The following is a 25,080-nucleotide window of genomic DNA, read 5'->3' as shown; positions in this document are numbered from 1 at the left end:
GGCGCGCCGGTGGCCGCGCGCCTGACGATGGCCGCGATGGCGGCAGTGCTGGCGTTCGGCCCGGGGATGGCCGACGCGCAGGCGACGGCGCCCGTCGCCATTGACATGCCGGCGCAATCGCTCGACCAGGCGCTCAAGCGGCTGGCCGAAACGCACGGCCTGCAGATTTTCTATGCGCCTCAGACCGTGGCCGGCATGCAGGCGCCGGCGCTGTCCGGGTCCATGACGCCGCAACAGGCGCTGGCCGCGCTGCTGCAGGGCAAACCATTGCGGCTGCGGCAGGAAGGCTCGGCCACCATCATCGAACCCGAGGCGGCCAGCGGCGGCGCCACCGTGATGGCGCCGATCGAGGTCAGCGCCTCGCGCACGGCCAGCAACCTGGTCAGCCCCGTGCAGCAGACCATCGTGCTGGAGCGCGACGCCTTGCAGGAACTGCGCACCGGCTCGGACAGCCTGGCCAGCGTGCTGGCCAAGACCGTGCCGGGCATGGCCGATTCCAGCCGCACCATGACCGACTATGGCCAGACGCTGCGCGGACGCGGCGTGCTGGTGCTGGTGGACGGCATTCCGTTGAACACCAACCGCGATTCGTCGCGCAATCTGGCCAACATCGACCCGGCCACCATCGAGCGCGTTGAAGTGCTGCGCGGCAGCAGCTCGATCTACGGCGCCGGGGCCACCGGCGGCATCGTCTCGATCACCACCCGGCCCGCCGGCGGCGAACCGGTGGCCGAAACCACCGTGACCGCCGTCAGCCCGCTGAGCCGGCTGAATTCGGACGGGCTGGGCGGCCAACTGCAGCAGCATTTCGCCGGCAGCCAGGGCATGCTGGACTACGCGCTGGACCTGGGCGCGCGCCACAACGGCGCCTCCTACGACGCGCGCGGCCGCCGCATCGCGCCCGAACCCAGCCAGGGCGATCTGTTCGACTCCAACATCTACAGCCTGGGCGGCAAGCTGGGCCTGCGGCTGGACGACAAGCAGCGCCTGCAGCTGTCGGCCAGCTACTACAACGCCGACCAGCATTCCGATTACACCTCGGATCCCTCGGTCGGCCGCCTGCCGCCGGGCACGGCGCGCGCGCTGCCGCTCAGCGGCCTGGACCTGGCCGACCAGAACCAGATCCGCAACACGCTGGTGAACCTGGAATACCAGCACCTGGACCTGCTGGGCAGCAAGGTCACGGCGCAGATGTACTACCGCGACTACTACACGCGCTTCACGCCGTTCGACGCGCGCGCCGTGGTCACGCGCGGCGGCAACGTCGACCAGGTCATGCAGAACAGCAAGGTGTTCGGCAGCCGGCTGACGATCGACACGCCGCTGGGCGAACAGTCGAAACTGCTGTGGGGCATGGACTTCAACCAGGAACGCAGCGACATGCCGATCGACGTGTTCGACGCGGCGGCCTACGACGCCAGCGGCGGCCGGGTGTTCCGCAAGACCGGCCGCCTGACCTACATGCCCGAGCTGACCTCGCGCAGCACCGGTATCTTCGGCCAGCTGGAGCACCGCTTCAACGAGCAATGGTCGGTGCAGGGCGGGGCGCGCTACGAGTACGCCACCGCCCGCTTCGGCGACTTCGTGCCGCTGTCGCAATCGCGCGTGGCGTCGCCAGCCTCGGTGCAGGGCGGTTCGGTCAGCTACGATGCCTTCCTGTTCAACGCCGGCCTGACCTACGCGCCGATCCGCGGCCAGGAGCTGTACGCCAACTTCAGCCAGGGCTTCCAGCTGCCGGACATCGGCGTGCAGATGCGCAACGCGCGGCCGGGCTTCGACATCGGCTCGTCCGACTTGCAGCCGGTCAAGACCAATAACTACGAGCTGGGCTGGCGCGGCGGGGTGGGCAACACCACGGCGTCGCTGGCGCTGTTCTACACCACCTCCAAGCTGGGCGATGTGCAGAGCTTCAACAACGGCCTGATCCTGACCCGCACCGAGGAGCGCATCCACGGCATCGAGGCGACGGTGGACTACCTGACCGACGACGAGAAATGGGGCACAGGCGGCACGTTCACGTGGATGAAGGGACGCGAGCGGCCCGACAACGGCCAGTGGCGCGACATGACCGGCTACCGCATCCCGCCGCTCAAGCTCACCGCGTATCTGCAGTACCGGCCCAACGAGCGCTGGAGCAACCGCATCCAGGCCAATTACTTCGGGGCCAAGGACTACCGGCTGGATGGCGTCGAGAGTTTCGGCCGGCGTGACGTGGGCAGCTACTTCACGGTTGACCTGATGAGCCGCTACCAGGTCACGCCGAAGGACACGCTGATCGTCGGGATCGAGAACCTGTTCAACCGCGACTATTACCCGCTCTATAGCCAGTTGATGCGCACCAGCACCAATACCAGCCGCCTGCCGGCCCCGGGCACGGTGCTGACGCTGACGTACCAGCACCGCTGGTAGCGACCGGGAAGGGGCAAGGGGCAAGGGCCGTCGGCGTGTTTTAATACGCGTTTTACGAGCCCTTGAACCCTGACACGGTTCCCCTGCCTCATGTTGCGCCTGACCGAAATCATCCTGCCCCTGTCGACCTCCCAGGACGACATCGAAAACACCCTGCGCGCCGCGGCCTGTAGCCGCCTGGGGATCGCCCCCGAGGCCCTGCGCGCGCTGACCATCTTCCGCCGCAGCTATGACGCGCGCAAGCGCAGCGCCATCACGCTGACTTATTCCGTGGATGTCGAGGTGGCCGACGAGGCCGCCGTGCTCAAGCGCGTCGCCGGCCTGCGCACGGTGATGCCGACGCCGCCCATGGAATACCAGTACGTCGGCCACGCGCCTGCCGATCTGCCCGAGAGCCGTCGCCCCGTCGTGATCGGCTTCGGCCCCTGCGGCCTGTTCGCGGCGCTGATCCTGGCCCAGATGGGGTTCCGGCCGATCATCCTGGAGCGCGGCCGGGTGGTGCGCGAGCGCACCAAGGACACCTGGGGGCTGTGGCGCAAGAACATCCTGCAGCCGGAGTCGAACGTGCAGTTCGGCGAGGGCGGGGCGGGCACGTTCTCGGACGGCAAGCTCTCGACCCAGGTCAAGGACCCCAAGCACTACGGCCGCAAGGTGCTGCAGGAATTCGTCGCCGCCGATGCGCCGCCCGAGATCCTGTATGTCAGCAAGCCGCACATCGGCACTTTCCGCCTGGTCAAGATGATCGAGCAGATGCGCGCGCAGATCGCCGCGCTGGGCGGCGAGTTCCGCTTCGAGAGCCGCGTGGACGATATCGAGATCGAGGACGGCCGGGTGCGCGGCGTGCGCCTGGCGGGCGGGGAGTTCATTGCCGCCAGCCACGTGGTGCTGGCGGTGGGCCACAGCGCCCGCGACACCTTCCGCATGCTGCACAAGCGCGGGGTGTTCATGGAAGCCAAGCCGTTCTCGCTGGGGTTCCGCATCGAGCATCCGCAGTCGTTGATCGACCGCGCCCGCTTCGGTCCCAGCGCCGGCCATCCGGTGCTGGGCGCGGCCGACTACAAACTGGTGCACCATGCCGGCAACGGCCGCGCGGTCTACAGCTTCTGCATGTGCCCGGGCGGCACCGTGGTGGCCGCCGCGTCGGAGCCCGGCGGCGTGGTCACCAACGGCATGAGCCAGTATTCGCGCAACGAGCGCAACGCCAATGCCGGCATCGTGGTCGGCATCGAGCCCAAGGACTTTCCTGGCATCGAGGACTCGCCGCTGGCGGGCATCGACTTCCAGCGCCATTGGGAAAAGCGCGCCTACGAACTGGGCGGCGGCGATTACAGCGCGCCGGCGCAGTTGGTGGGCGACTTCCTGGCGGGCCGGCCGTCGACCGCGCTGGGCAGTGTCACGCCGTCGTACAAGCCGGGCGTGACGCTCACCGACCTGTCGTCCAGCCTGCCGGACTACGCCATCGCCGCTATCCGCGAAGCCCTTCCGGCGTTCGAGCGCCAGATCAAGGGCTTTTCCATGCACGACGCGGTGCTGACCGGCGTCGAGACGCGCACCTCGTCGCCGCTGCGCATCACGCGCCGCGACGATTTCCAGAGCATGAACACCCTCGGGCTGTTCCCGGCGGGCGAGGGCGCGGGCTACGCCGGCGGCATCATGTCGGCCGCCATCGACGGCATGAAGGTGGCCGAGGCGGTGGCGCTGCATCTGCTGGGCCGCGACGACATCACCGGCGGCAATCGGCGCGGTCCCAGCGACGATTATTGAGCTGACCGGGATGGCCTGTCCGGGCGCGGCGGCGACGGGCAGGCGTCGCGGGCGCGGGCGGTTATCCGGTTCGCGGGTCCCCGCTCACGCACAGCGCCACGGGCAGATCATGCAGCAGCTGGTCCAGTTCCCATGCCGCGGAGGGATGCCGGCGCGATGACAGCGGGTCCAGGAAGACGCCCCCCGCATCGTCCGGCAACAGCAGGCGGGTGCCGGCCCAATGGTCGCGCGCGGTCGCCGCGTCGCCCCGCGCATAGCCGGCGATCGCCGTGGCGCACAGGCGCGGCACGACGACGAGCAGGGCCTGGTCCTCGTGGCGCCTCAGGAATGCCAGGACGTGCGCGGCGCGCGGCCCTTGCGCCGCGACGGGTTGCAGCGTGCCCTCGCGCAGCAGCGCCGGATGGCGGGCGCGCACGGCCAGCGCGCGCTGGATCAGGGCCTGCTTGACCGCGCCGCTGTGCCAGGCGGCCGCGCTGGCGTCGATGGCGCCGGCGGCAGGCGCGCCGTCCAGCAGCGCCGCGCGCCGGGCATAGTCCACCGGCCGGCGGTTGTCGGGATCGACCAGGCTGAAATCCCACAGGTCGGCGCCCTGGTACAGGTCCGGCACGCCGGGCAGCGTGTTGCGCAGCAGGGTCTGGGCCAGGCTGTTGACCAGTCCGGCTGGCGCCAGGCGCAGCGCGTAGCCGGCGATCTCGCGCAGCAGTGTCCTGCCGTCGGGCGTGGTCAGCAACGCGTCGAGCGCCTGGCTGGCGGCGTCTTCGTAGCGCGGGTCGGGGGCGGTCCAGCGCGTGTGCAGCTTGGCTTCGCGCTGGGCCTTCAGTTGCCATTGCGCGACGCGCGCGATCCAGGCGGCGACGGCGTCCGGGCGGGCGTCGATGTCGTCGGGGGCCAGCTCCAGGGGCCAGGCGCCGACCAGCGTTTGCAGCAGCAGATAGCGGTCGGCGCGCGATGGCCGCTGCTCGCGGCCCGGCAGGCGTTCGATCCAGCCGCTGGCGGCGGCGATCCAGTCCTGCGGGATTTCGCTCAGCGTGGCGAGGCGGCAGCGGCTGTCTTCGCCGCGCTTGTGGTCATGGGTGGCGGTGGCCAGCAGCGCGTCGGGATGGCTGCGGCCGCGGGCGGCGCAATCGGCCAGGAAGGCCGCGGGTTCCAGGCTGAAGCGCGCCGGGCTGGCGCCAACCTCGTTGCGCGACAACAGCGGGCCGTAGCGGTAGAACAGCGTGTCCTCGAGCGCCTTGGCGGCCAGCGGCGGGGTCAGTTGCTGGAAGTGGCGCAGCGCCCGGGCGCGCGCGTTGCGCAGGGCGTTGGCCGCGTCCGCCTCGCAAGGCTCGCCGGGCGAGCCATCCAGCCATTGGTCCAGCAGTGCCAGCAACTGGTCGTCGGGGCTGTCGGGCGCGGCCGCCAGCGCGGCGCGGGCGCCGGCCAGCGCGGTTTGCCAATGAATCCGGTCCGCCGCGCCGCGGCCGCCGTCTTCGGCATAGCTGCGATACACCGGAAACGCCGCCAGCAACGCTGTCAGCGCCCGGTCGATCGCCGGGGCCGCCCAGTCGCGCGTGCGCAGGTCCAGGCGCGCCACCCGGGTCAGCGCGCGCACCAGCACCAGCCGTTCCGAGGCGAAGTGGCGCGTCAGCATGAGTTCGCGCGCTGCGCGCAGTTGCGCCGCCGCGGGGCGGGGATCGCCGCTCAGGGTCTCCCAGAACCGTGTCAACGGGTCGCGCGCCGCCGACGCATGCAGCAATGCGCCGACCTGGTCCATGAAGTCGTATCCGGTGGTGCCGTCCGCCTGCCAGCGCGGATCGAGGCTTTCGTCGTCGGCCAGTATCTTTTCCACGATCAGGTAGGGGGCGGCCGCCAGGCCGGCACGGGCGCGTTCCGGCGCCGCCCTTAGCAGGGCGCCGTGCAGCCGCTTCAGGTAGGCGCCCGGGCTGGCCAGGCCGTCGATGTGATCGATGCGCAAGCCGTCCAGCAGGCCCTCGCGATACAGGCGCAGCGGCAGGGCGTGCACGGCGTCGAACACCAGGTCGTCCTCGACCCGCACGCCGACCAGTTCATGGATCTCGAAGAAGCGGCGCCAGTTGATCTGGTCGGGCGCGGCGCGCCACCATGCCAGGCGGTAGTGCTGGCGCTCCAGCAGGTGGTGCAGGCGCCGCCGGCCGGCCGCCGAGTCGGCGGCATGCGCCGCGCAGGTGTGCGCGGGGTTTTGCGCGGGCGGCGGCGGCTCGGCCACTGGATAGCGTTGGCCGCCCACGTCGATGGCGTAGCCGCGCTGGGGGTCATGCGCCAGGACAATCATGCCGGCGTCGAGGCAGACGCCATAGGGCTCGGGCAGCACCGGCAGCAATACCTTGCCGCGCAGGGCGGGGTCGGGGGCGCGCCAGTCGATGTCGAAGCAGCGCGAATGCGTGCTGCGTTCGCCGCGCCGCAGCACGTCGGCCCACCAGGCGTTGGAGACATCGGCCGCCATGTGGTTGGGCACGATGTCGGCGATCAGGCCCAGGCGGTGGGCGCGGGCCGCTTGCGCCAGCCGCCGCAACGCCGCTTCGCCGCCCAGTTCCGGGCTGACCTGGCCGTGGTCGATGACGTCGTAGCCGTGGGTCGACCCGGCGCGGGCGCGCGTGATCGGCGACAGATACAGGTGGCTGACGCCGAGCGCGGCGAAGTAGCCGACCTGGGCGCGGGCGTCGTCCAGGGTGAAGCCCGCGTGCAGTTGCAGGCGGGCGGTGGCGCGCGGCCGGGACGGCGCGGGCCCCGGGGGCGTGTCGATACCGTTCATGGCGTGCGTCCTCGCAGGGACCGCAGGAGCGCCAGCCGTTCGCGCACCTCGGGCGCGTCCAGGCAATCGGCGGCGGCCAGCGGCTGGCGCTGGCGCCAGTTGGGATGGCGGGCATCGCCGCCGGGCAGGTTGGGCTGATCGAGGGTGCCGGTGGCGTCTTCCAGCGGCACCAGGGTCAGGGGACACGGCGCCGCCGCCACGAAGGCCAGCAGCTTGGCCGCGGGCGCCTGCGCGGGGGCGGGCTCGGCGGGCTGGTGCGCATGCTCGCGCACCGCCTGCCACAGGCTGTCGCGATCGGCGTCGCGTTGCGCGCGCAGGTCGGACTCGCGCTGCGCCGGGCCCAGCAGATCCAGGCCGGCGCGCCAATCGATGTCGCGGCCCCGCCACCAGCCCTCCAGCGTGGGCAGGTCATGTGTCGTGGTCATGGCGGCGGCCTGGGCGGGCCAGTCGCGCGGCGGCATGAACGGGGCCGTCGGCTTTGCGCCGGGCGCCGCGCGCATGAACCACAGCACGTCCATGCCCAGCACGCCGTGGTCGCGCAGCGTGTCGTCAAAGCCGTCGGGCACCGTGCCCAGGTTTTCGCCGATCACCAGGGCCTGGTGGCGCCAGGCCTCCAGCGCCGTCAATCGCAGCAGCGTGCGCAACGGGTAGCGCAGATAGGCGCCATCGCCGGCCGCCGCGCCTTGCGGGATCAACCAAAGGCGCGCCATGCCGAGGATATGGTCGATGCGCAGGCCGCCGGTCTGGGCCAGGCTGGCGCGCAACAGCGCGATGAACGCGGCGTAGCCCGATTGATGCAGGGCTTGCGGCGACAGGGCGGTCAGGCCCCAGGCCTGGCCGCGCGGGTTGTGAATGTCGGGCGGCGCGCCCACGCCGGTGCGCCGCATCAGGTCGGCCTGGTGGCTCCAGGCGTGGCTGCCGGCGGGGCTGGCGCCGATCGCCAGGTCCGCCACCAGGCCCACCCGCATGCCGGCCCGCCGCGCCGCCTGTTGCGCCTGCGACAGGCTGACGGCGGCCAGCCACTGGCAGAACTGGTGGAACGCCAGCTCGCCAGCCTGCGCCTGGGCGAAGTCGCGGGCCTCGCGCGAGCGCGGGTCGCGCAGGCCGTCGGGCCAGGCGCTCCAGGCACGCGGCGCGCCGGGCATGCGCGCCAGGTGTTCGTGCAAGGCCTCGAACAGCGCGTGGTCGTGAAGGTCCTGCCCGCCCGCCTCGCAGAAGCTCTGTAGCGCCTGGCGCTGGTCCGGCGTCGCGACCCGTTCGAAGTCGCGGTATAGCTCCCGCAGCAGCCGCTGGCGCGCATGGGCGGCTTGCGGCCAGTCGATCAGGTCGCGCGCGTCCAGCGTGCGCAACGCCTGCTGCGCCAGCGGCCCCATCCGCGCCAGCGCGGCCCGCACCTGGGCCTCGCCCAGCGCGGCGGCGGGATCGGCGTAGAGCACGTTCAGGAAGAGCCGGCTGGAAGGGGAATAGGGGCTGTACTGCTGGGGATCGGCCGCGAACATGGCATGCACCGGGCTCATCGCCAGCACGTCGGCGCCGGCGGCGCCGGCGCTGACGGCCAGGTCGCGCAGCGCGCCGAAGTCGCCGAAGCCCTGGGTCGCGTGGACCAGGTCGGCGGCCGGGCGCCGCAGGCTGTAGACCTGGGCAGCCAGGCCCCAGGCGCGCGGCTGGGGCTCGCCCAGCAGATGGGACAGACTGGGCGCGCTGCTGGGCGCCACCGCCAGGGTCACGGTGCCGGTGGCCAGGGTCAGCGTGTAGTAGCCGGGAACCGTCGGCGCTTCCAGTTGCGGCACGCCGGCGGCATCGGCCGTGGTGTGTCCGGCCAGGGGCTTCGCGTGGGCGGCGCCGATTTCGTAATGACCCGCGCAGGCGGGGGGCAGGCGCAGCATGCCGCCGGCGGTGGTCACCATCATGGCGGGCAGTTGCGCGTCGCCGCGTGCCCGCGCCAGGCGTTCGTGGCTGGCGCGGATGTCGGCGTCGCTGTCCGCCGGCAGGTCCATCGCGCCCAGCAGGGCGCGCAGTGTCTCCGGCGCCACGGTGCGCGGCTGGCGATAGGCATCGGTCCAATGCTCGGCCAGGCCGGCGGCCAGGGCGAGGGCCGAGAGAGTTCCGCTCATGGCGCGTCCTCCAGCAGAACCACCACGCTGTCGGCGCAGGCGCTGCCGGCGCGCAGCGAGGCAAGCGCGCCGGGCAGGGATTCGAACAGCAGATCGGCGAAGTCGCCCGGTGGCGACAGCGTTGCCGGCAGCGGCTCGCGGTCGGCGCCCAGGTTGGCGTACAGCGTCAGCACGGCGCCGTCGCCCAGCCGCCAGCGCGCCATGACCGTGGCCGTCCCGAGCGCCAGCGCGCCCAGGCTCTCGGCCCCGCGCAGGCGCGGGGCGAGCGCGTGCTGGCGCAGGTGCAGCAGGGCGCGGTAATAGGTAAGCCAGTTCTTGGCGGCATCGCCGGTGTCGTCGTGCCAGGGCAGGCTGCGCGCATAGGTATCGGGGGCGTTGGGATCGGGCAGGGCCGTGGCCGCATCGTGGGCGGCATAGGCCGGGAATTCACGTTGCCGGCCCTCGCGAACCGCCTGCGCCAGGGCCGGGTCGGCATGGCTGGTGAAGTACAGGAACGGCGCCTCGCTGCCGCATTCCTCGCCCATGAAGATCAGCGGAATCTGCGGTATCAGCAACTGCATTGCCACCGCCGCGCGCAGGCGCTCGGGCGAGGCCGCCAGGCGCGTCAGGCGTTCGCCCAGGGCGCGGTTGCCGGTCTGGTCGTGGTTCTGCAGGAACAGCACGAAGGCGCTGGGCGGCAGGTGGGCGCTGGGCTCGCCGCGCGGACGGCCGCCGCGGTAGGCCGAAGGCTGGCCCTGGTAGAGCCAGCCCTGTTCCAGGCATTGCGCCAGGGCCTGCGCCGGATAGCGCGAGTAGTCGGCGTAGTAGCCCTGCGATTCGCCGGTCAGCAGATGGTGCAGCACGTGATGCGCGTCGTCGTTCCATTGCGCGTCGTAGCCGGCCTGCAGCAGCGAGGCGCGGTTGTCGTCGTTTTCCAGGACCAGGTGCACGTGGCGCCCAGGCAACTGGCCGCGCACGTGGCGCGCCAGCTCCTCCAGCCATTCGTGGCCGACGATGGCGTGGACGGCATCCAGCCGCAGGCCATCGAAGCGGTATTCGCTGAGCCAGTACAGCGCGTTCTCCTCAAAAAAGCGGCGCACGGCGGGCTGGCGGAAATCGATCGCCGCGCCCCACGGCGTGGGCACATCGTCGCGGAAGAATGGCGCCGAGTAGCGCGGCAGGAAGTTGCCATCGGGGCCGAAGTGGTTGTAGACCACGTCCAGCATCACGCCCATGCCCAGGCCATGGGCGGTGTCGATCAGCGCCTTGAGTTCCTCGGGCGTGCCGTAGGCGGTGTCGGGCGCGTACGGCAGCACGCCGTCATAGCCCCAGTTGCGCGCGCCCGGAAAGTCGGCCAATGGCATCAGTTCGAGCAGCGTGACCCCCAGTTCGGCCAGGGCCGGCAGGCGCTGGCGGACGCCGGCGTAGCCGCCCGCCAGGCCGACGTGGATTTCATACAGCACGCTGTCTTCCCACGGGCGTCCGCGCCAGCCGGCATGCTGCCAGGCGTAGGCGTCGGGCCCGGTCACGACGCTGGCGTCGTGCACGTCGCCGTCCTGCAGGCGCGAGGCCGGGTCCGGCACCATGGCGCCGTCGCCGAGGCGATAACGGTAGCGCGTGCCGGGACCGCAATCGACGTCAACCTGGGCGTAGCCCTGCGCGTCGGGATGCAGCGCGATGGCGTCGCGGCCTTCGATCAGCAGGGCCAGGCCCGGCGCCGCGGACGGCGCCCACAGGCGGAAGCGCGTGCGGCCGTCGGGCAGCGGCAGCGCGCCGAAGGAAAAGGGTTCGGGCCAGGCCGTCATGCCGCCGGCTCCTGCATGGGGGCGGCGGCGAGCAGCACCAGGCTCTGCGCCGGCACCGTTACCTCGGCATCGTTGACGGGCGCCGCTGGCGTCGGGGCGGACGAATCCAGTTCGCGGATCCAGGCCAGGGCCGGCGCCGGCAGGGTGAACGCCAGCGCCTCGGCGCCGGGATTGAGCAGCAGCAGCGTGATGTCGGCGCTGCCGTCGTCGCGAAGGGCCGCGCGGCGCAGGGCCATGGCCCGCGCGCCGGCGTCCTCCCAGGAGGCGGGCTCGATGGGTTGGCCGTCGGGGTTGAACCAGCTGATGGCGGCGATGCCGGGGCGGACTTCGCGCGCCGCGTCGCCATACCGGGCGGCGCGCAGGGACGGGTGGCCGCGCCGCAGCGCCAGCGCCCGCGCCACCGCCTGGCTCAAGCCCCGGCCCTGGTCGCTCTGCGCCTCGGTCCAGTCCAGCCAGGACAGGGGCGAATCCTGGCAGTAGGCATTGTTGTTGCCGTGCTGGCTGTTGCCGAATTCGTCGCCCGCCAGCAGCATGGGCGTGCCATCCGACAGGCACAGCGTGGCGAGCAGGGCGCGCAGCACGCGGGCGCGCCGTTCCAGCACGGCTTCGTCCTCGGTCGGGCCTTCTTCGCCCCAATTGCTGCTGTAGTTCTCGGCGTGGCCGTCCTCGCCATTTTCGCCGTTGGCCTCGTTGTGGCGGCCGTTGTAGCTGACCACGTCGCGCACCGTGAAGCCGTCGTGCGAGGCGACGAAGTTGACGCTGGCCCACGGGCGGCGATGGCGCCGGTCGAACAGGTCGCGCGAGGCCGTCAGCCGCGCCGCCATGTCGCCCCGCTGGCCCTCGTCGCCGCGCCAGAAGCGGCGCACGGTGTCGCGGTAGCGGTCGTTCCATTCGGCGAAGGCGGGCGGATGATTGCCCAGCTGGTAGCCGTCCGGGCCGATGTCCCAGGGTTCCGAAATGAGCTTGACCGCCGCCAGTTCGGGATCCTGCAGCACGGCATCGAAAAAACCGGAGCCGGGGTCGAAACCGGTGCCTTCGCGCCCCAGCGTGACGCCCAGATCGAAGCGGAAACCGTCCACGCCATAGGAGCGCACCCAGTGGCGCAGCGAATCGGTGACCATCTGCAGCACGCGCGGATGCGACAGGTTGACCGTATTGCCGCAGCCGGTGTCGTTGATGTAGTGCCGCTCCTCGCCCGGGACCAGGCGGTAGTAGCTGGCGTTGTCCAGGCCGCGCCAGGACAGCGTCGGTCCCAGTTCGTTGCCTTCGCAGGTGTGGTTGTAGACCACGTCCAGGATGACCTCCAGGCCCGCCGCGTGCAGCCGGCGGATGGCCTGGCGCAGTTCGTTCGGGCCGTGCTGCAGGTACGAGGGCTCGGGCGCGAAGAACGACAGCGTGTTGTAGCCCCAGTAGTTGCGCAGGCCGCGTTCCAGCAGGAAACGGTCCTGCAGGAAGGCGTGCACCGGCAGCAGCTCGACCGCGGTGACGCCCAGGCGCTGCAGGTGCTCGATGAAGCGCGGGTCGGCCAGCGCCGTGGCGGTGCCGCGCAAGGGCTGGCGCAGGTCCTCGCGCTGCATTGAGACGCCGCGCAGGTGAACCTCGTAGATGACGCTGTCGGCCCAGGCGGTGCGCGGCGGCTTGCTGTTGCCCCAGTTGAATGGCAGGTCCTCGACCACCACGGCCTTGGGCATGGCCGGCGCGCTGTCGCGCCGGTCCAGGGACAGGTCGGCGCGGGCGTGGTTCAGGCGGTAGCCGAACAGTGCATCGCTCCAGTTGACCGGACCGGTGAGCTGGCGGGCGTAAGGGTCCAGCAACAGTTTGTGCGGGTTGAAGCGGTGGCCGTTGCGCGGATCGTAGGGGCCATGCGCGCGCAGGCCGTAGACCAGGCCGGGCTGCGCATCGGGCAGGTAGCCATGCCAGATCTCGTCGGTGCATTCCGGCAGGTCGAAGCGGCGCAGTTCCTTGCGGCCGCGGGCGTCGAACAGGCAGACCTCGACGCGGGTGGCATTGGCCGAGAACACCGCGAAATTCACGCCCAGGCCGTCGCTGGTGGCGCCCAGGGGGTACGGCTGGCCTGCCGTCATGCGGGTCAACAAAGAAGGATCCATGGTCATTCGCCTTGGCGCAGGAAGTAAAGCGTGGACAGGGGCGGCAGCGTCAGCAGCAGCGATTGGGCGTGGCCGTGCGCGGCTTCGGGGCCGGTCCGCGCCTGGCCCAGGTTGCCGATGCCGGCGCCGCCGTAGACGCCGGCATCGGTGTTCAGGACTTCGTCCCAGCGTCCCGCCAGCGGCACGCCGATGCGGTAGCCGCCGCGGGCCACCGGGGTGAAGTTGCACACCGCCAGCAATTGGTTGGCGCCGTCGGTGCGCAGGAAGGCGACGACGCTGTTGTCGGCGTCGTCCAGCACCACCCAGGCAAAGCCGGCCGGGTCGGCATCGCGCGCGTGCAGGGCGGGCTGCGCGCAATACAGGTGGTTCAGGTCGCCGACCAGGCGCTGCACGCCCCGGTGGCGCGGATCGTCCAGCAGGTTCCAGTCCAGCGGCGCGTCGTGGTTCCATTCGCCGGGCTGCGCCAGTTCGCCGCCCATGAACAGCAGCTTCTTGCCGGGGTGCGCCCACATGTAGCCGAGGTAGGCGCGCAGGTTGGCGAAGCGGGCGCTATCGTCGCCCGGCATCTTGCGCAGCAGCGAGCCCTTGCCATGCACCACCTCGTCGTGCGAGAGCGGCAGCACATAGCGCTCGGCGTAGGCGTAGACCATGCTGAAGGTCAGCTCGCCATGGTGGTGCTTGCGGTGCACCGGGTCTTCGGCCAGGTAGCGCAGCGTGTCGTGCATCCAGCCCATGTTCCATTTGTAGTGAAAGCCCAGGCCGCCGTCGGCCACCGGCGCGGTCACGCCGGGCCAGGCGGTCGACTCCTCGGCGATCATCATGGCGTCGGGCACCTCGTCGCGCACCGCCTGGTTGAGCGTGCGCAGGAAGTCGACCGCCTCCAGGTTCTCGCGGCCGCCGTGGCGGTTGGGGATCCACTCGCCGGGCCGGCGGCTGTAGTCGCGGTACAGCATCGAGGCCACCGCATCCACGCGCAGCCCGTCGATATGGAAGCGTTGCAGCCAGTGCAGGGCGCTGGCGATCATGAAGGCGCGCACCTCGGTGCGGCCCAGGTTGTAGACCAGGGTGTGCCAGTCCGGGTGGTAGCCTTCGCGCGGATCGTCGTATTCGTACAGCGCGGTGCCGTCCAGGCGCGCCAGGCCGTGGGGGTCGTCGGGGAAGTGGGCCGGCACCCAATCCAGGATCACGCCGATGCCGGCGGCGTGGCAGCGGTCGACGAAATGCGCGAACGCGGCCGGCGGGCCGAAGCGCGCGCTGGGCGCGAACAGTCCCAGCGGCTGGTAGCCCCAGGATCCGCCGAAGGGGTGTTCCATGATGGGCATCAGTTCGATGTGGGTGAACCCCATCGAGGCGGCATAGGCCGGCAGCTTGTCGGCGAGCTGCCGCCAGGGGCAGGCGTCGCCGTCGGCGGCCAGCCAGGAGCCGGCATGGACTTCGTAGATGGCGATGGCGGCGCCGGGCGCGTGGCGCCGGCCGCGCGCGCGCATCCAGTCGTCGTCGGTCCAGGGATAGGGCGCGGTTTCGTCGACCACCGACGCGGTGGCGGGCGGCAGTTCGGCGCGGCGGGCGTGCGGGTCGGCCTTCAGGCGCACCGCGCCGGTGGCGTCGGTGACCGCGAACTTGTAGACCGCGCCCGCGTCCAAGCCGGGGATGAACAGTTCCCAGACGCCGGCCAGGTGCCGCAGGCGCATGCCGTGGCGGCGCGGGTCCCAGCTGTTGAAATCGCCCACCACCGCCACGCGGCGCGCGTTGGGCGCCCACAGGGCGCAGCGCAGCCCGGCCACGCCATCGATCGTGTCCAGGCGCGCGCCCAGCCATTGCAGCGCCGCTTGCCAGTCGCCGGTGGCCAGTCGCCGCAACGCGTCGTCGGGCAGCACCGGGCCAAAGGCGTAGGGGTCGGCGGTGGACTGCCGCGCCTGCGGCCATTCGATTTCCAGCCGATAGCTGTGCGGCGCGCCGGCGCGGGCGAAGGGCGCGGGGCCGCTGTACAGCCCGTCGCCGTCATCGGCCAGCGCGCGGCGCGCGTCGTCCGGTCCGAGCACGGTGACCGCGCGCGCGCCAGGCGCCAGCACCCGCACGCCGCCCTGGTGCGGGCCGAGCACGGCAAAGGGATCGCCATGCAGGCCGGCGATCAGGGCGGTGCGCTCGGCGGGGTCGAGCGGGACGGGATGGCGCGTCATGAGGTCGAATCCTCGGCATCGATGGCCGCGTTCCGCAGCCATTCATGGGCCAGGCCCGCCAGGGCGCACAGCGGAATGGAGATCCAGTCGGGGCGGTGGCCGGCCTCGTAGCCGATCTCGTAGGCGGCCTTTTCCAGTTGAGCCAGTTGCAGCAGGGTGCGCCAGGCGGGCGAAGCCTGCGCGGCGGTTTCCTCGTAGCCTTGCAGGAAGGCCTCGCTGGCGCGGGCGCGAAAGCGCGCCAGCAGCGCATCGCGCAACTGCGCCGGCGAATTCGCGGTGGCGGCGTTTTCCACCGGCGCCGCGTTGGCGTCGGCGGGCGCGCCGCCCAGCGGATCCTGGCGCGCGACGGCGGCGGCCGCGTAGTCGAAGGACCGCAGCATGCCGGCCACGTCCTTGGCGGGCGAGGCCAGTTGCCGTCGCTGCGCCAGCGGGTGATCCGGCTCGCCCTCGAAGTCGATCAGGTAGGCGTCGGTCTGCGCCACCAGCACCTGGCCCAGGTGCAGGTCGCCGTGCACGCGGATCAGCGGACTGCCGGCCAGCGACTGCGCCATGCGTTCGATCCGCGCCGTCAGCCGGTCGTGGTGCTCGAACAGCCATTGGGCGCAGGCGCGCGAGGGGTCCTCCAGGGTATCGAGGCGGTGGCGCAGGGCCTTGGCGGCGCGATCCAGTTGCGCGGTGACGCTGGCGGCGAGGGCATCGGCATCCTCCCGCGAGGCCCGCGCCGGCGCGAACGCCGGGTCGTCGCTGGGGCGCGACAGCACCTGGTGCAATTGCGCCACGCGCCGGCCGATGGTGGCGGCGAAGGTCGCGTAGCCCTCCAGGCTGGCTTCGAATTCCTCGGGGCTGTCGCCGCCCAGCAGCGCGGTGGCCAGGGCACGCTTGAGGAAGTCCAGGGTCCAGCCCCAGGCGTCGCCCTCGTTGGCGATATAGGCATACAGCACCGCCAGGGTGCACGGTGTGTCGTCGGCGTCGATCCGCCTGACCTCGCCCAGCAGGGTGGGGATGTTGGCGTAGCCGGCGCGCGTCAGGTGGCGGCTCATTTCCACTTCGGCCGACAGCCCCGGTTCGGCGTTGCGCAGCAGTTTCAGGATGGCCTGCCCGCCGATCACCACCGAGCTGTTGGACTGCTCGCCGCTGATCCATTGCAGCGCCGGCTCGGCGCCCAGGTCCAGCGCCGCCAGGCCGGGCTCGGCCTGGCAGCGGATCACGCCGGGCCGCTCGCCCGGTTTGCCGCCCTGGCGGCCGTCCCACTCGCGGCCGGCGCGCAGGGCCTGGACCACGCCCAGCACGAAGCCGGGTTGCAGGAAGGCGTCGGCCAGGATGCCGACTTCCGGCCCGCGCCGCACCCGCGCGATCGGATACTGGACTTGCGCGGTTTCATCCCACACCAGCGCGAAGGGCACCTGCACCCGCTGGCCCGCGCCGGCGTCGGCCGGTTCGGCCTCGGCCCAGTAGTACTCCGCGCCATCGGCGCCGAACGGCGTGGCGTAGGCCAGCCTCGCCCGCGCCGGCGGCGTGGCGCCCGGAAACCAGCGCTGGCGCGCCAGGTATTCTGGCAGCACTTCGGTTTCCAGCGCGACGCGCGAGGCGTCCGTGAGGACGGCATTGGCGTGGCCGCGCAATACCAGCGTGACCAGCTCCGGCATGCGTTCGGGCAGGCTGGCATGCCAGCCGGGCGGCGCGGCCTCGGCGCTCAGGTCCATCCAGTAAAAACCATACGGAGGCAGCGTCAGCAGATACGGCAGTTCGCCGATGGCGGGAAAGGGCGTGCCGCCCAGCATTTCCACCGGCACGCGGCCATTGAAGGCCTGTAGCGGCAGTTCGACCGGCTGGGCGGCGTTCGACAGGTTGGCCACGCACAGGATGGTGGTGTCGCGCCACTGCCGCAGGTAGGCCAGGATCTTGCGGTTGCCGGCCTGGATGAAGCGCAGCGTGCCGCGGCCGAAGGCGCGGGTCTGGCGGCGCTGCGCCAGCATGCGGCGGGTCCAGTTCAGCAGTGAATGCGGGTCGCGCTGCTGGGCCTCGACGTTGACGGCCTCGTAGCCATACAGCGGCCCCATCAGCACCGGCAGCGGCAGGCGCTCGGGGTCGGCGCGCGAGAAGCCGCCGTTGCGGTCGGGCGACCACTGCATCGGCGTGCGCACGCCGTCGCGGTCGCCCAGGTGCACGTTGTCGCCCATGCCCAGTTCGTCGCCGTAGTACAGCACCGGCGTGCCGGGCATCGACAGCAGCAGGCTGTTCATCAGCTCGACCCGGCGCCGGTCGCGTTCCAGCAGCGGCGCCAGCCGCCGGCGGATGCCCAGGTTGATGCGGGCGCGCGGATCGGCGGCGTAGACGCTCCACAGGTAGTCGCGTTCGCGGCTGGTGACCATCTCCAGCGTCAGTTCGTCGTGGTTGCGCAGGAAGATGGCCCACTGGCAGGTGGCGGGAATGTCGGGCGTCTGGCGGATGATGTCGGTGATGGGAAAGCGGTCTTCCTGCGCGATCGCCATGTACATGCGCGGCATCAGCGGGAAGTGGAACGACATGTGGCATTCGTCGCCATCGCCGAAATATTCCTGCGCGTCCTCGGGCCACTGATTGGCCTCGGCCAGCAGCAGGCGTCCCGGGTACTCGGCATCGATCACCGCGCGGATGCGCTTGAGCACCTGGTGGGTCTCGGGCAGGTTCTCGTTGTTGGTGCCTTCGCGCTCGACCAGGTACGGCACGGCGTCCAGCCGCAGGCCGTCCACGCCCATGTCCAGCCAGTGCCGCATCACCGCCAGCACTTCCTTGAGCACCTGCGGGTTGTCGTAGTTCAGGTCGGGCTGGTGCGAGTAGAAGCGGTGCCAGAAGTAGGCATTGGCGACCGGGTCCCAGGTCCAGTTCGATTTTTCGGTGTCGCAGAAGATGACGCGGGTGCCGGCGTAGGCCTTGTCGTTATCCGACCATACATAGAAATTGCGCGCGGCCGAACCGGGCCGCGAACTGCGGGCGCGCTGGAACCACGGGTGCTGGTCGGAGGTATGGTTGACCACCAATTCGGTGATGACGCGCAGCCCGCGCGCATGGGCGGCGCGAATCAGCCGGCGCACGTCGGCCACGGTGCCGTAGTCGGGATGCACGCCGCGGTAGTCGGCGATGTCGTAGCCGTCGTCGCGGCGGGGCGAGGGATAGAACGGCAGCAGCCAGATCGTGTCCACCCCGAGGTTGGCGATGTAATCCAGTTTGGAGATCAGCCCCGGCAGGTCGCCGACGCCATCGTCGTTGGAGTCGAAGAACGACTTCACGTGCAGTTGGTAGACGACCGCGTCCTTGTACCAGAGGCCGTCGTCCTGGGGCGGGGTGTCGCTGTTCATGGTGGCGGGCTCCCGGGCGGCGTCAACCATGACGCGACAGCCGCCAGATGCGGTAGGGTTGATCGGGGGACAGCGCCACGTCGCGGGCGCCGCCCTGCCAGGTTTCGCGCTGTCCGCCCAGCAGGTCCTCGGCCACCAGTTCGGCCGCCCAGGGCGGGCAGAACAGCGCGTAGGGCGGCTCGAGGCGGGCGGTCTGGGGATGGAACGGGTCCAGGCTGATCGCCGCCAGGATCACATTGCCCTGGCCGGGCGTGGCCTTGGCGAAGGCGATGACGCGGTCGTTGCCGCTGGCCGCGAGCGTCAGGCCGCGGTGGCTCTGCAAGGCGGGATTGGCGCGGCGCAGTTGATTCAGGCGCGCGATCTCGGCGCGGATGTTGCCGGCCTGGTGCCAGTCGCGCTGGCGCAGCTCGTACTTCTCGGAGTCCAGATATTCCTCCTTGCCCGGCACCGGCGCGGCCTCGCACAGTTCGAAGCCGCTGTACACGCCCCACAGGCCGGAACCCAGCGCGGCCAGCGCCGCCCGGATCAGGAAGCCGGGGCGGCCTGAGGTCTGCAGGAACAGCGGATTGATGTCGGGCGTGTTGACGAAGAAATGCGGCCGGAAGAAATCCGCGACGGGCGCCTGCGAGATCTCGCGCAGATAGGCTTCCAGCTCGGCCTTGTCGTTGCGCCAGGTGAAGTAGGTGTACGACTGGGTAAAACCAATCTTGGCCAGGCGGTACATCATCCTGGGCCGGGTGAAGGCTTCGGACAGGAACAGCACATCCGGATGGCGGGCGTGCACGTCGGCGATCAGCCATTGCCAGAAGGGCAGCGGCTTGGTGTGGGGGTTATCGACGCGGAAGGTGCGCACGCCCTGTTCCACCCAGAACAGCACGATGTCGCGCAGGGCGCGCCACAGGCCCAGCTTGCGCGCGCGCTTGGGCGGCGGGCCATAGAACGCCACGTTGACGATGTCTTCGTACTTCTTGGGCGGATTCTCGGCATAGCGCAGCGAACCGTCGGGCCGCCAGGAGAACCAGTCGGGATGGCGCGCCAGCCAGGGGTGGTCGGGCGAGCACTGGATAGCGAAGTCCAATGCCATCTCCAGGCCGTGCTCGCGGGCGGCGTCGACCAGCCGCAGGAAGTCGGCCAGGGTGCCCAGGCGCGGCTCGATGGCGTCGTGGCCGCCGGCCGGCGAACCGATGGCGTAGGGGCTGCCGACATCGTCGGGGCCGGCGCGCAGGCTGTTGTTGCGGCCCTTGCGGTTGGCCAGGCCGATAGGGTGGATCGGCGGCAGGTACAGCACATCGAAGCCCATCGCGCGGATGTCGGGCAGGCGCGCGATGACGTCGTCGAAGGTGCCGTGGCGGCCGGGTTCGGCGGCCTGCGACCGGGGGAACAGTTCGTACCACGCGGCGTGGGTGGCGCGCGGCCGGTCGACCCAGAGCGGGTGGATGGCGGACAGCGATTCGAACGGGCGGCTGTCGTGGCTGCGCATGGCCTGGGCCAAAGCGGGGTCGAGCAGCGTCTCGATCTGGGCGGCGTCGGGTTCGCTGTCCGGCGCCGGCGCGGCGCAGGCGCGCAGGGCGCGCTTGATCAGGCCGGCGCCGGCGCCGGGCGTGGCGGCCTGGCTGGCGCGCTGGTCGGCCGCGCGCAGCAGCTGCAGGCCTTCCTCGCGTTCCAGCCGCAGACTGGCGCCGGCGGCATGCTTGACTTCCAGTTCGTGCCGGAACGTCTCCCAGCCGTCGTGCCAGGCGGCCACCTGGAACGCGTGCGGGCCGATGCGGTCGGGCCGGAAACTGGCGGACCAGCGGTCATTGCCGACCGGAACCAGTGGCACGGCGCGCCAGGCGGGTTCGTCGTCGGCGCGCCAGCGCAGCTCGGCCGCGAGCCGGTCATGGCCGTCCATGAAAATGTCGGCCTCGACTTGCACGGGATCATGCACGCCGCATTTGACGGGGAAGGCGCCGCCGTCGACCGCGGGCACGACCTGTTCGATGGCGATACGGGCCTGGCCGGCGCCGTCGCCGCGCGTCGCCGCAGTCGCCGAGGTCGCGCGGGGCGACAGGCGCACGGGCGCGGCTGGCGCCAGCTCGTAGCGGGCGCAGGCGGCGGGCGGTAGCGGAGCGTCCACTGCGGTATCGCCGCGGGCGACGATCGTGCCGGCGGGCAGCAGGCCCGCGGCCAGGTCCCAGTCCAGGCGGGCCGGGGAGCGGTCATCGGGGTTGAGCGCCAGCAACGCCGCGCCCTCCTCGGCCGTGTCCCGCAGCAGCAGGGTGGCGCCGCCGTCGCGCCCCACCACCAGGCGCGGCGGCGCGGGGCAGTGCGCGTCGCGCAACCAGGCGTTGACCTGTGCGGCGCCGGCCGCGCGATCGGCGTCGGCGGCCAGCCAGCCGGAGGCGCTCAACGCGGCGCTCCAGGCGCGTCGCGCGTCGCTGGCGACGGGCGTGCCCGGGCGGGCCTCGTCCAGTGCGCCGGTTGGGGCAATGACCGGCGCCACCTCGCGCAAGCGTTCCAGCTCCTCGGCCAGCCAGGGCGAGCGGTAGTCCCACCACGGCAGCGATGAAAACACGCCGTCAAAGCCCGCGTCGCGCAGGCGGGCCAGGGCCGCTGGCGCCAGGCCCGGCGTCCAGGCCAGGCAGCGCAACGCGGGGTCGGCCTGACGCGCGGGCGCGAACAGCGACCGCCATGTCTGCGCATCGAGATGCGGCGGCGGCTGCACGACGTAGCCGCCGACCCCCGCGCGCGTCCAGCGCAGCAGGCGCGCGGCCCAGGCATCGACAAAGCCCGCCGGCGGATCCTCGCGCAGCTGCCTGACGCCGTGTTCGGCCAGCGACAGCCGGGGATCGCGCGCCGGGTCGTCGACCGGATCGTGATACCAGGCGGCGGGCGCCGTACTGTCCACCGCATCGCGGGCCACGCGCTGCAGTTCCAGCCGCAGCAGCAATGCCAGCCCGTGCTTGGCGGCCTCGCCGGCATCCCGCGCCAGGCGCGCCGGCAGCGGCCCGGTGCCGCCGTCCGGGGCCGGCGCGCGATCGGCGTCGACCGGCGCCAGCGAGCGCGCGTTGGCCGGGCAGAGCCAGGGCACGGGGACCAGCACCGCGCTGAATCCGTCGCGGCCGACCCCGGCCAGCAGCCGCTCGCGCGTGGCGTCGTCGGCCGGCAGGCCGGACGGCGCGTAATAGATGCGCGGCGCGGAGGAAGGCAAGGCCATTGGCGGTTCCTACTGGAGCACGGGGGTGGTGAGGGAGGCGGCGCGGCGCGCCTGCCGCGCGCGTGGCGTGGCGCTTTCCGCCAGCGGCGACTCCGCCGGGGCGGCGCGATCGCCGCCCAAGGCCTGGAACAACGCCAGGTACTGCGCCACCGCGGGCCGCCAGCTGAAGTCCGCGGTCATGGCGTTGCGCTGCATGGCCCGCCACAGCGTCGCGTGGCCGTGCAGGTGCAGCGCGCGCGCGATGGCGGCGGCCATGTCGGCGGGCGCGTCGCCGTCGAACAGGACGCCTGTGGCGCGGGCCATGGCGGTCAGGGGTTGGTGCGGGCCGGGGTCCGCGATCGTGTCGGCCATGCCGCCGACCCGCGAGCCGATCGGCAGGGTGCCATAGCGCATGGCGTAAAGCGGCGTCAGGCCGAACGGCTCGAAGCGGCTGCCGTGCAGCAGCACGTCGCCGGCGGCGTGCAGCCGGTGCGCGCCGGCTTCGTCGTAGCCGATGCGCACGGCGCAGCGGCGCGGAAAGCGCCCGGCCAATTCGGCCAGGGCGGCCTCCAGATGGCGCTCGCCCTGGCCCAGCACCGCCACCTGCAGCGACGGGTGCGCCTCCAGCGCCTGGGGCAGCGCCTGCGCGGCCACATCGGCCATCTTCTGGCCGGTCAGGCGGCTGCACATGATCATCAGGACGGCCTGGGGATCTTCCCGCAGTCCGTACTCATGCTGCACGGCCGCCTTGCACAGGCGCTTGTTGGCGAGGTCGGCGGCGCTGTAGCGCAGCGGGCCCAGGTGCGGGTCGCGCGTCGGGTTCCACAGCTGCGTGTCGATGCCGTTGGCGATGGCCAGCAGATCGGTCTCGCGTTCACGCAGGACGCCGTCCAGGCCGCAGCCGAACGCGGGGGTCAGGATCTCGCGGGCATACCGCTGGCTGACGGTGGTGACGCGATCGGCGTAGCGTATGCCGGCCTTCATGAAATTCAGCTGGCCCCAGGCCATCGCGCCGTCCTCGCCGCGGAAGGCGGGCCCGATCCCCAACGCGGCGGCGTCTTCGAGCGGGGCCTGGCCCTGGAACGCAAGGTTGTGGATCGTCAGGACGCTCTTGACGTCTTCGATGCCCGCGGCCCGCAACAGCAGGGGCGCCAGCGCCGCGTGCCAGTCGTGCGCGTGCACCAGATCGGGGCGCGGCAGCCCCGGCAGGCCTTGCGCGATGCGGACGCTGGCATGCGCCAGCGCGGCGTAGCGCAAAGCGTTGTCCGGATAGGGCTGCCCGCCGCTATCCAGATAGAGGCCGTCGCGATCATAGAGCGCGTCGTTGTCCAATAGCAGGAAGGGCAGGCCCGATTGCGGGCAGATGCCGGACAGCAGCCGCGCGTCACCGCCCGGCAGCCCGGGCAGGTCGGCAACGGGGCACAGCGATTGCAGGCGCTGCGCCACGCCGCGATAGGCGGGCAGCAGCAGGGTCGGAAGCGCCTGGGCCTGGGCCAGCGCGCGCGCCATGCCGGTGATGGCATCGCCCAGCCCGCCGGTTTTTGCCAGGGGGAAGGCTTCGGCCGCCACGATAAGGATTCTGGGTGTCGCCATGCTCGCTCCGGAGAGGGGGCGGAGGGCCGCCGGAATCGGGGCCGTGTCCGCAAGCCTGATCCCTACGCAAGTGCCATGCCCGGCCCTGGCGCCCCGTCGCGCCAGGGGGGAGACGGCGTGCGGGCGCCGTTGTTGCCGCATCTTGTAATCCTGGCTCAGCGCGCGCGGGCCAGGGTGTGGCGCTTGCGCCAGGCAAGGCGCAGCTCGACCAGCATGAACGCCAGCAGGGCCAGGCACAGCGGCGCCAGCGCGTACAGGGCGCGATAGCCCAGGGCCGCGCCCAGCACCTCGGCGGCAGGCAGCCGGGGCGACAGGGCCGCCACGAAGATCGCCTCGGTGGTGCCCAGTCCGCCCGGCGCCCGCGTCACCACCGCCGCGAAACTCGTGCACAGCAGGATGCCCAGCACCACGGGATAGCTGACCCTGCCTTGCAGCAGCACATACATGATGGCGCCCATCAAGAGCCACGACAGGGCCGCCGTCAGGCTCTGCAGCACGGCCATGCGCGCGCCCGGCAGGCTCACGCGCTGGCCCAGCCAGTGCACCGAACGGCGCGTGGCGCGGGCGCAGATCCAGACGTAGAGGGCGGCCAGGGCGATCAGTCCCACGCCCAGCAGGCGCAGCACGCCGCCGCCGATCTCCCAGCCGGCGGGCACCACGATCAGGCCGCTGGCGAACACCAGGCCCGCCACCCAGCCGTAGCCGAGCCAGTTGGAGACGGCGGAGAACACCGCCACCCGCGTGGCCACCGCCTTGCGGCAACCCAGTCGCGCATACAGGCGCAGGCGGGCCCCCAGGCCGCCCAGCAGCACGCCCAGGTTGAGGTTCAGCGCATAGCTCAGCATGGCTACCCCGAGCACCTTGGGCCAGGGCAGCGCGTGGCCGACATAGCGGCGGCCCAGCAGGTCCATCGAGGCATAGGCGAGATAGGCCGGCACCACCAACGCGGCCGCCAGCGCGATGGTGGCGCGCGGAATCCGGCGTACCGCCTGCCACACCTGGGGCCAGTCGACCGACGTGGCGAAATACGCCAGCAGGGCGGCCACCAGCGCCAGCACGATCCAGGGCAGCACGCGCTTGATCCGGGGCCAGCGGTGACGCGCGATCCGCGCCAGGCGGGAGCGATACAGGCTCATTGCGCCTCGCTTTCGCGCCGCGGACTGTTGTCGTCCAGGGTGCGCAGGCGCGGTTTGTGCGCCGGCAGGGCGCCGGCCCAGGCGGGAAAGCGCCGCAGGAAGTGGAACACCACCACGCCGACCCACAAGCGGCGCAGGCGCCGCCGGGAGCCGGGCCGCATCCGCACCGGCCGGCAGTCCTGGGCGATGAGGCGGTCCAGGCTGGCGCGCAGGGCGGCGTTCAAGGCGGTATCGCGCGCCACCACGTTGGCTTCCAGGTTCAATGCCAGGCTGAGCGGATCGAGGTTGCTGGACCCCACGGTCGACCAGTCCTGGTCGACACAGGCCACCTTGGCGTGCAGCGGACGCTTGCAGTATTCGAAGATCTCCACGCCGGCGTCGATCAGGTAGTCGTAGAGCATGCTGGCGGCCAGCTGCGCCACCAGCATGTCGGGTTCGCCCTGCAGCAGCAGGCGCACGCGCACGCCGCGCCGGGCGGCCTTGGCCAGGTCGTGCAGCAGGCGATAGCCGGGGAAGAAATAGGCGTTGGCGATCAGCACATCGTGCCGGGCCGCGCGCAGGCCGGCGCGGTAGTAGCGTTCGATGTCGGTGGGGTGGTCGTGGTTGTCGCGCACCACCAGGCGGCCGCCGCCGTCGCCGGCGGGCATGGCGTCGACGGGCGCGGGCCGCCGCCGGCGCCGCCGGCCCGGCGCCGAGCGCGGCGCGGGCA

11 protein-coding genes and 1 pseudogene are annotated in these 25,080 nt (G+C 71.7%); 2 read left to right on the top strand and 10 right to left on the bottom strand.

Going from position 1 to position 25,080, the window contains the following annotated elements; translation table 11 throughout:
* Positions 1-27: 27 nt before the first annotated feature.
* A complete protein-coding gene (locus AruCF_RS14730) occupies positions 28-2,409 on the top strand; it encodes a TonB-dependent receptor (RefSeq protein WP_235432819.1) in 2,382 nt (793 codons plus the stop codon).
* A 90-nt stretch (positions 2,410-2,499) separates the two neighbouring features.
* Positions 2,500-4,173 (top strand): NAD(P)/FAD-dependent oxidoreductase, encoded by a 1,674-nt coding sequence (locus AruCF_RS14725; RefSeq protein ID WP_049073820.1) that lies wholly within the window; start codon positions 2,500-2,502, stop codon positions 4,171-4,173.
* A 61-nt stretch (positions 4,174-4,234) separates the two neighbouring features.
* Here AruCF_RS14725 and treY read toward each other — a convergent pair whose 3' ends face one another.
* The 10 genes and pseudogenes from treY to clsB all read right to left on the bottom strand — a co-directional run.
* Positions 4,235-6,943: a malto-oligosyltrehalose synthase gene (gene treY / locus AruCF_RS14720; protein ID WP_049073818.1), complete on the bottom strand. Its 2,709-nt coding sequence runs from the start codon at positions 6,941-6,943 to the stop codon at positions 4,235-4,237.
* Entirely contained in the window at positions 6,940-9,057 is a 2,118-nt protein-coding gene (gene malQ / locus AruCF_RS14715; RefSeq protein WP_049073816.1) for a 4-alpha-glucanotransferase, read from the bottom strand. The genes treY and malQ overlap by 4 nt, the downstream gene beginning before the upstream one ends.
* Positions 9,054-10,841 (bottom strand): malto-oligosyltrehalose trehalohydrolase, encoded by a 1,788-nt coding sequence (gene treZ, locus AruCF_RS14710; RefSeq protein ID WP_049073814.1) that lies wholly within the window; start codon positions 10,839-10,841, stop codon positions 9,054-9,056. Before treZ ends, malQ begins: the two co-directional genes overlap by 4 nt.
* A complete protein-coding gene (gene glgX / locus AruCF_RS14705) occupies positions 10,838-12,949 on the bottom strand; it encodes a glycogen debranching protein GlgX (RefSeq protein ID WP_049073812.1) in 2,112 nt (703 codons plus the stop codon). Before glgX ends, treZ begins: the two co-directional genes overlap by 4 nt.
* Before the next feature lie 2 nt (positions 12,950-12,951).
* Positions 12,952-15,129, bottom strand: coding sequence for a 1,4-alpha-glucan branching protein GlgB (gene glgB, locus AruCF_RS14700; RefSeq protein ID WP_049073810.1), 2,178 nt, complete (start codon positions 15,127-15,129; stop codon positions 12,952-12,954).
* On the bottom strand, positions 15,126-18,467 hold the full coding sequence (treS, locus tag AruCF_RS14695) for a maltose alpha-D-glucosyltransferase (protein ID WP_049073808.1): 3,342 nt from the start codon (positions 18,465-18,467) through the stop codon (positions 15,126-15,128). Before treS ends, glgB begins: the two co-directional genes overlap by 4 nt.
* A gap of 22 nt (positions 18,468-18,489) precedes the next feature.
* Positions 18,490-21,663: an alpha-1,4-glucan--maltose-1-phosphate maltosyltransferase gene (locus tag AruCF_RS14690; protein WP_049073806.1), complete on the bottom strand. Its 3,174-nt coding sequence runs from the start codon at positions 21,661-21,663 to the stop codon at positions 18,490-18,492.
* A gap of 9 nt (positions 21,664-21,672) precedes the next feature.
* On the bottom strand, positions 21,673-23,235 hold the full coding sequence (gene glgA / locus AruCF_RS14685; protein WP_049073804.1) for a glycogen synthase GlgA: 1,563 nt from the start codon (positions 23,233-23,235) through the stop codon (positions 21,673-21,675).
* A gap of 155 nt (positions 23,236-23,390) precedes the next feature.
* Positions 23,391-24,371, bottom strand: a complete 981-nt coding sequence (locus AruCF_RS14680) for a lysylphosphatidylglycerol synthase transmembrane domain-containing protein (protein WP_049073802.1) — start codon at positions 24,369-24,371, stop codon at positions 23,391-23,393.
* Positions 24,368-25,080: pseudogene (clsB, locus tag AruCF_RS29935) on the bottom strand (cardiolipin synthase ClsB); the annotation flags it as partial. The gene AruCF_RS14680 and the pseudogene clsB, both read right to left, overlap by 4 nt.

The organism is Achromobacter ruhlandii, from assembly GCF_002082135.1.
GTDB classification, from domain to species: domain Bacteria; phylum Pseudomonadota; class Gammaproteobacteria; order Burkholderiales; family Burkholderiaceae_B; genus Achromobacter; species Achromobacter ruhlandii.
This window is presented reverse-complemented; position numbering and strand designations above follow the sequence as displayed.

Coding starts and splice junctions, on each gene's coding strand:
- glgX (WP_049073812.1), bottom strand. CDS start 12,949: ATGGATCCTTCTTTGTTGACCCGCATGACGGCAGGCCAGCCGTACCCC.
- glgB (WP_049073810.1), bottom strand. CDS start 15,129: ATGACGCGCCATCCCGTCCCGCTCGACCCCGCCGAGCGCACCGCCCTG.
- malQ (WP_049073816.1), bottom strand. CDS start 9,057: ATGAGCGGAACTCTCTCGGCCCTCGCCCTGGCCGCCGGCCTGGCCGAG.
- glgA (WP_049073804.1), bottom strand. CDS start 23,235: ATGGCGACACCCAGAATCCTTATCGTGGCGGCCGAAGCCTTCCCCCTG.
- treY (WP_049073818.1), bottom strand. CDS start 6,943: ATGAACGGTATCGACACGCCCCCGGGGCCCGCGCCGTCCCGGCCGCGC.
- treS (WP_049073808.1), bottom strand. CDS start 18,467: ATGAACAGCGACACCCCGCCCCAGGACGACGGCCTCTGGTACAAGGAC.
- treZ (WP_049073814.1), bottom strand. CDS start 10,841: ATGACGGCCTGGCCCGAACCCTTTTCCTTCGGCGCGCTGCCGCTGCCC.
- AruCF_RS14680 (WP_049073802.1), bottom strand. CDS start 24,371: ATGAGCCTGTATCGCTCCCGCCTGGCGCGGATCGCGCGTCACCGCTGG.
- AruCF_RS14690 (WP_049073806.1), bottom strand. CDS start 21,663: ATGGCCTTGCCTTCCTCCGCGCCGCGCATCTATTACGCGCCGTCCGGC.
- AruCF_RS14730 (WP_235432819.1), top strand. CDS start 28: ATGGCCGCGATGGCGGCAGTGCTGGCGTTCGGCCCGGGGATGGCCGAC.
- AruCF_RS14725 (WP_049073820.1), top strand. CDS start 2,500: ATGTTGCGCCTGACCGAAATCATCCTGCCCCTGTCGACCTCCCAGGAC.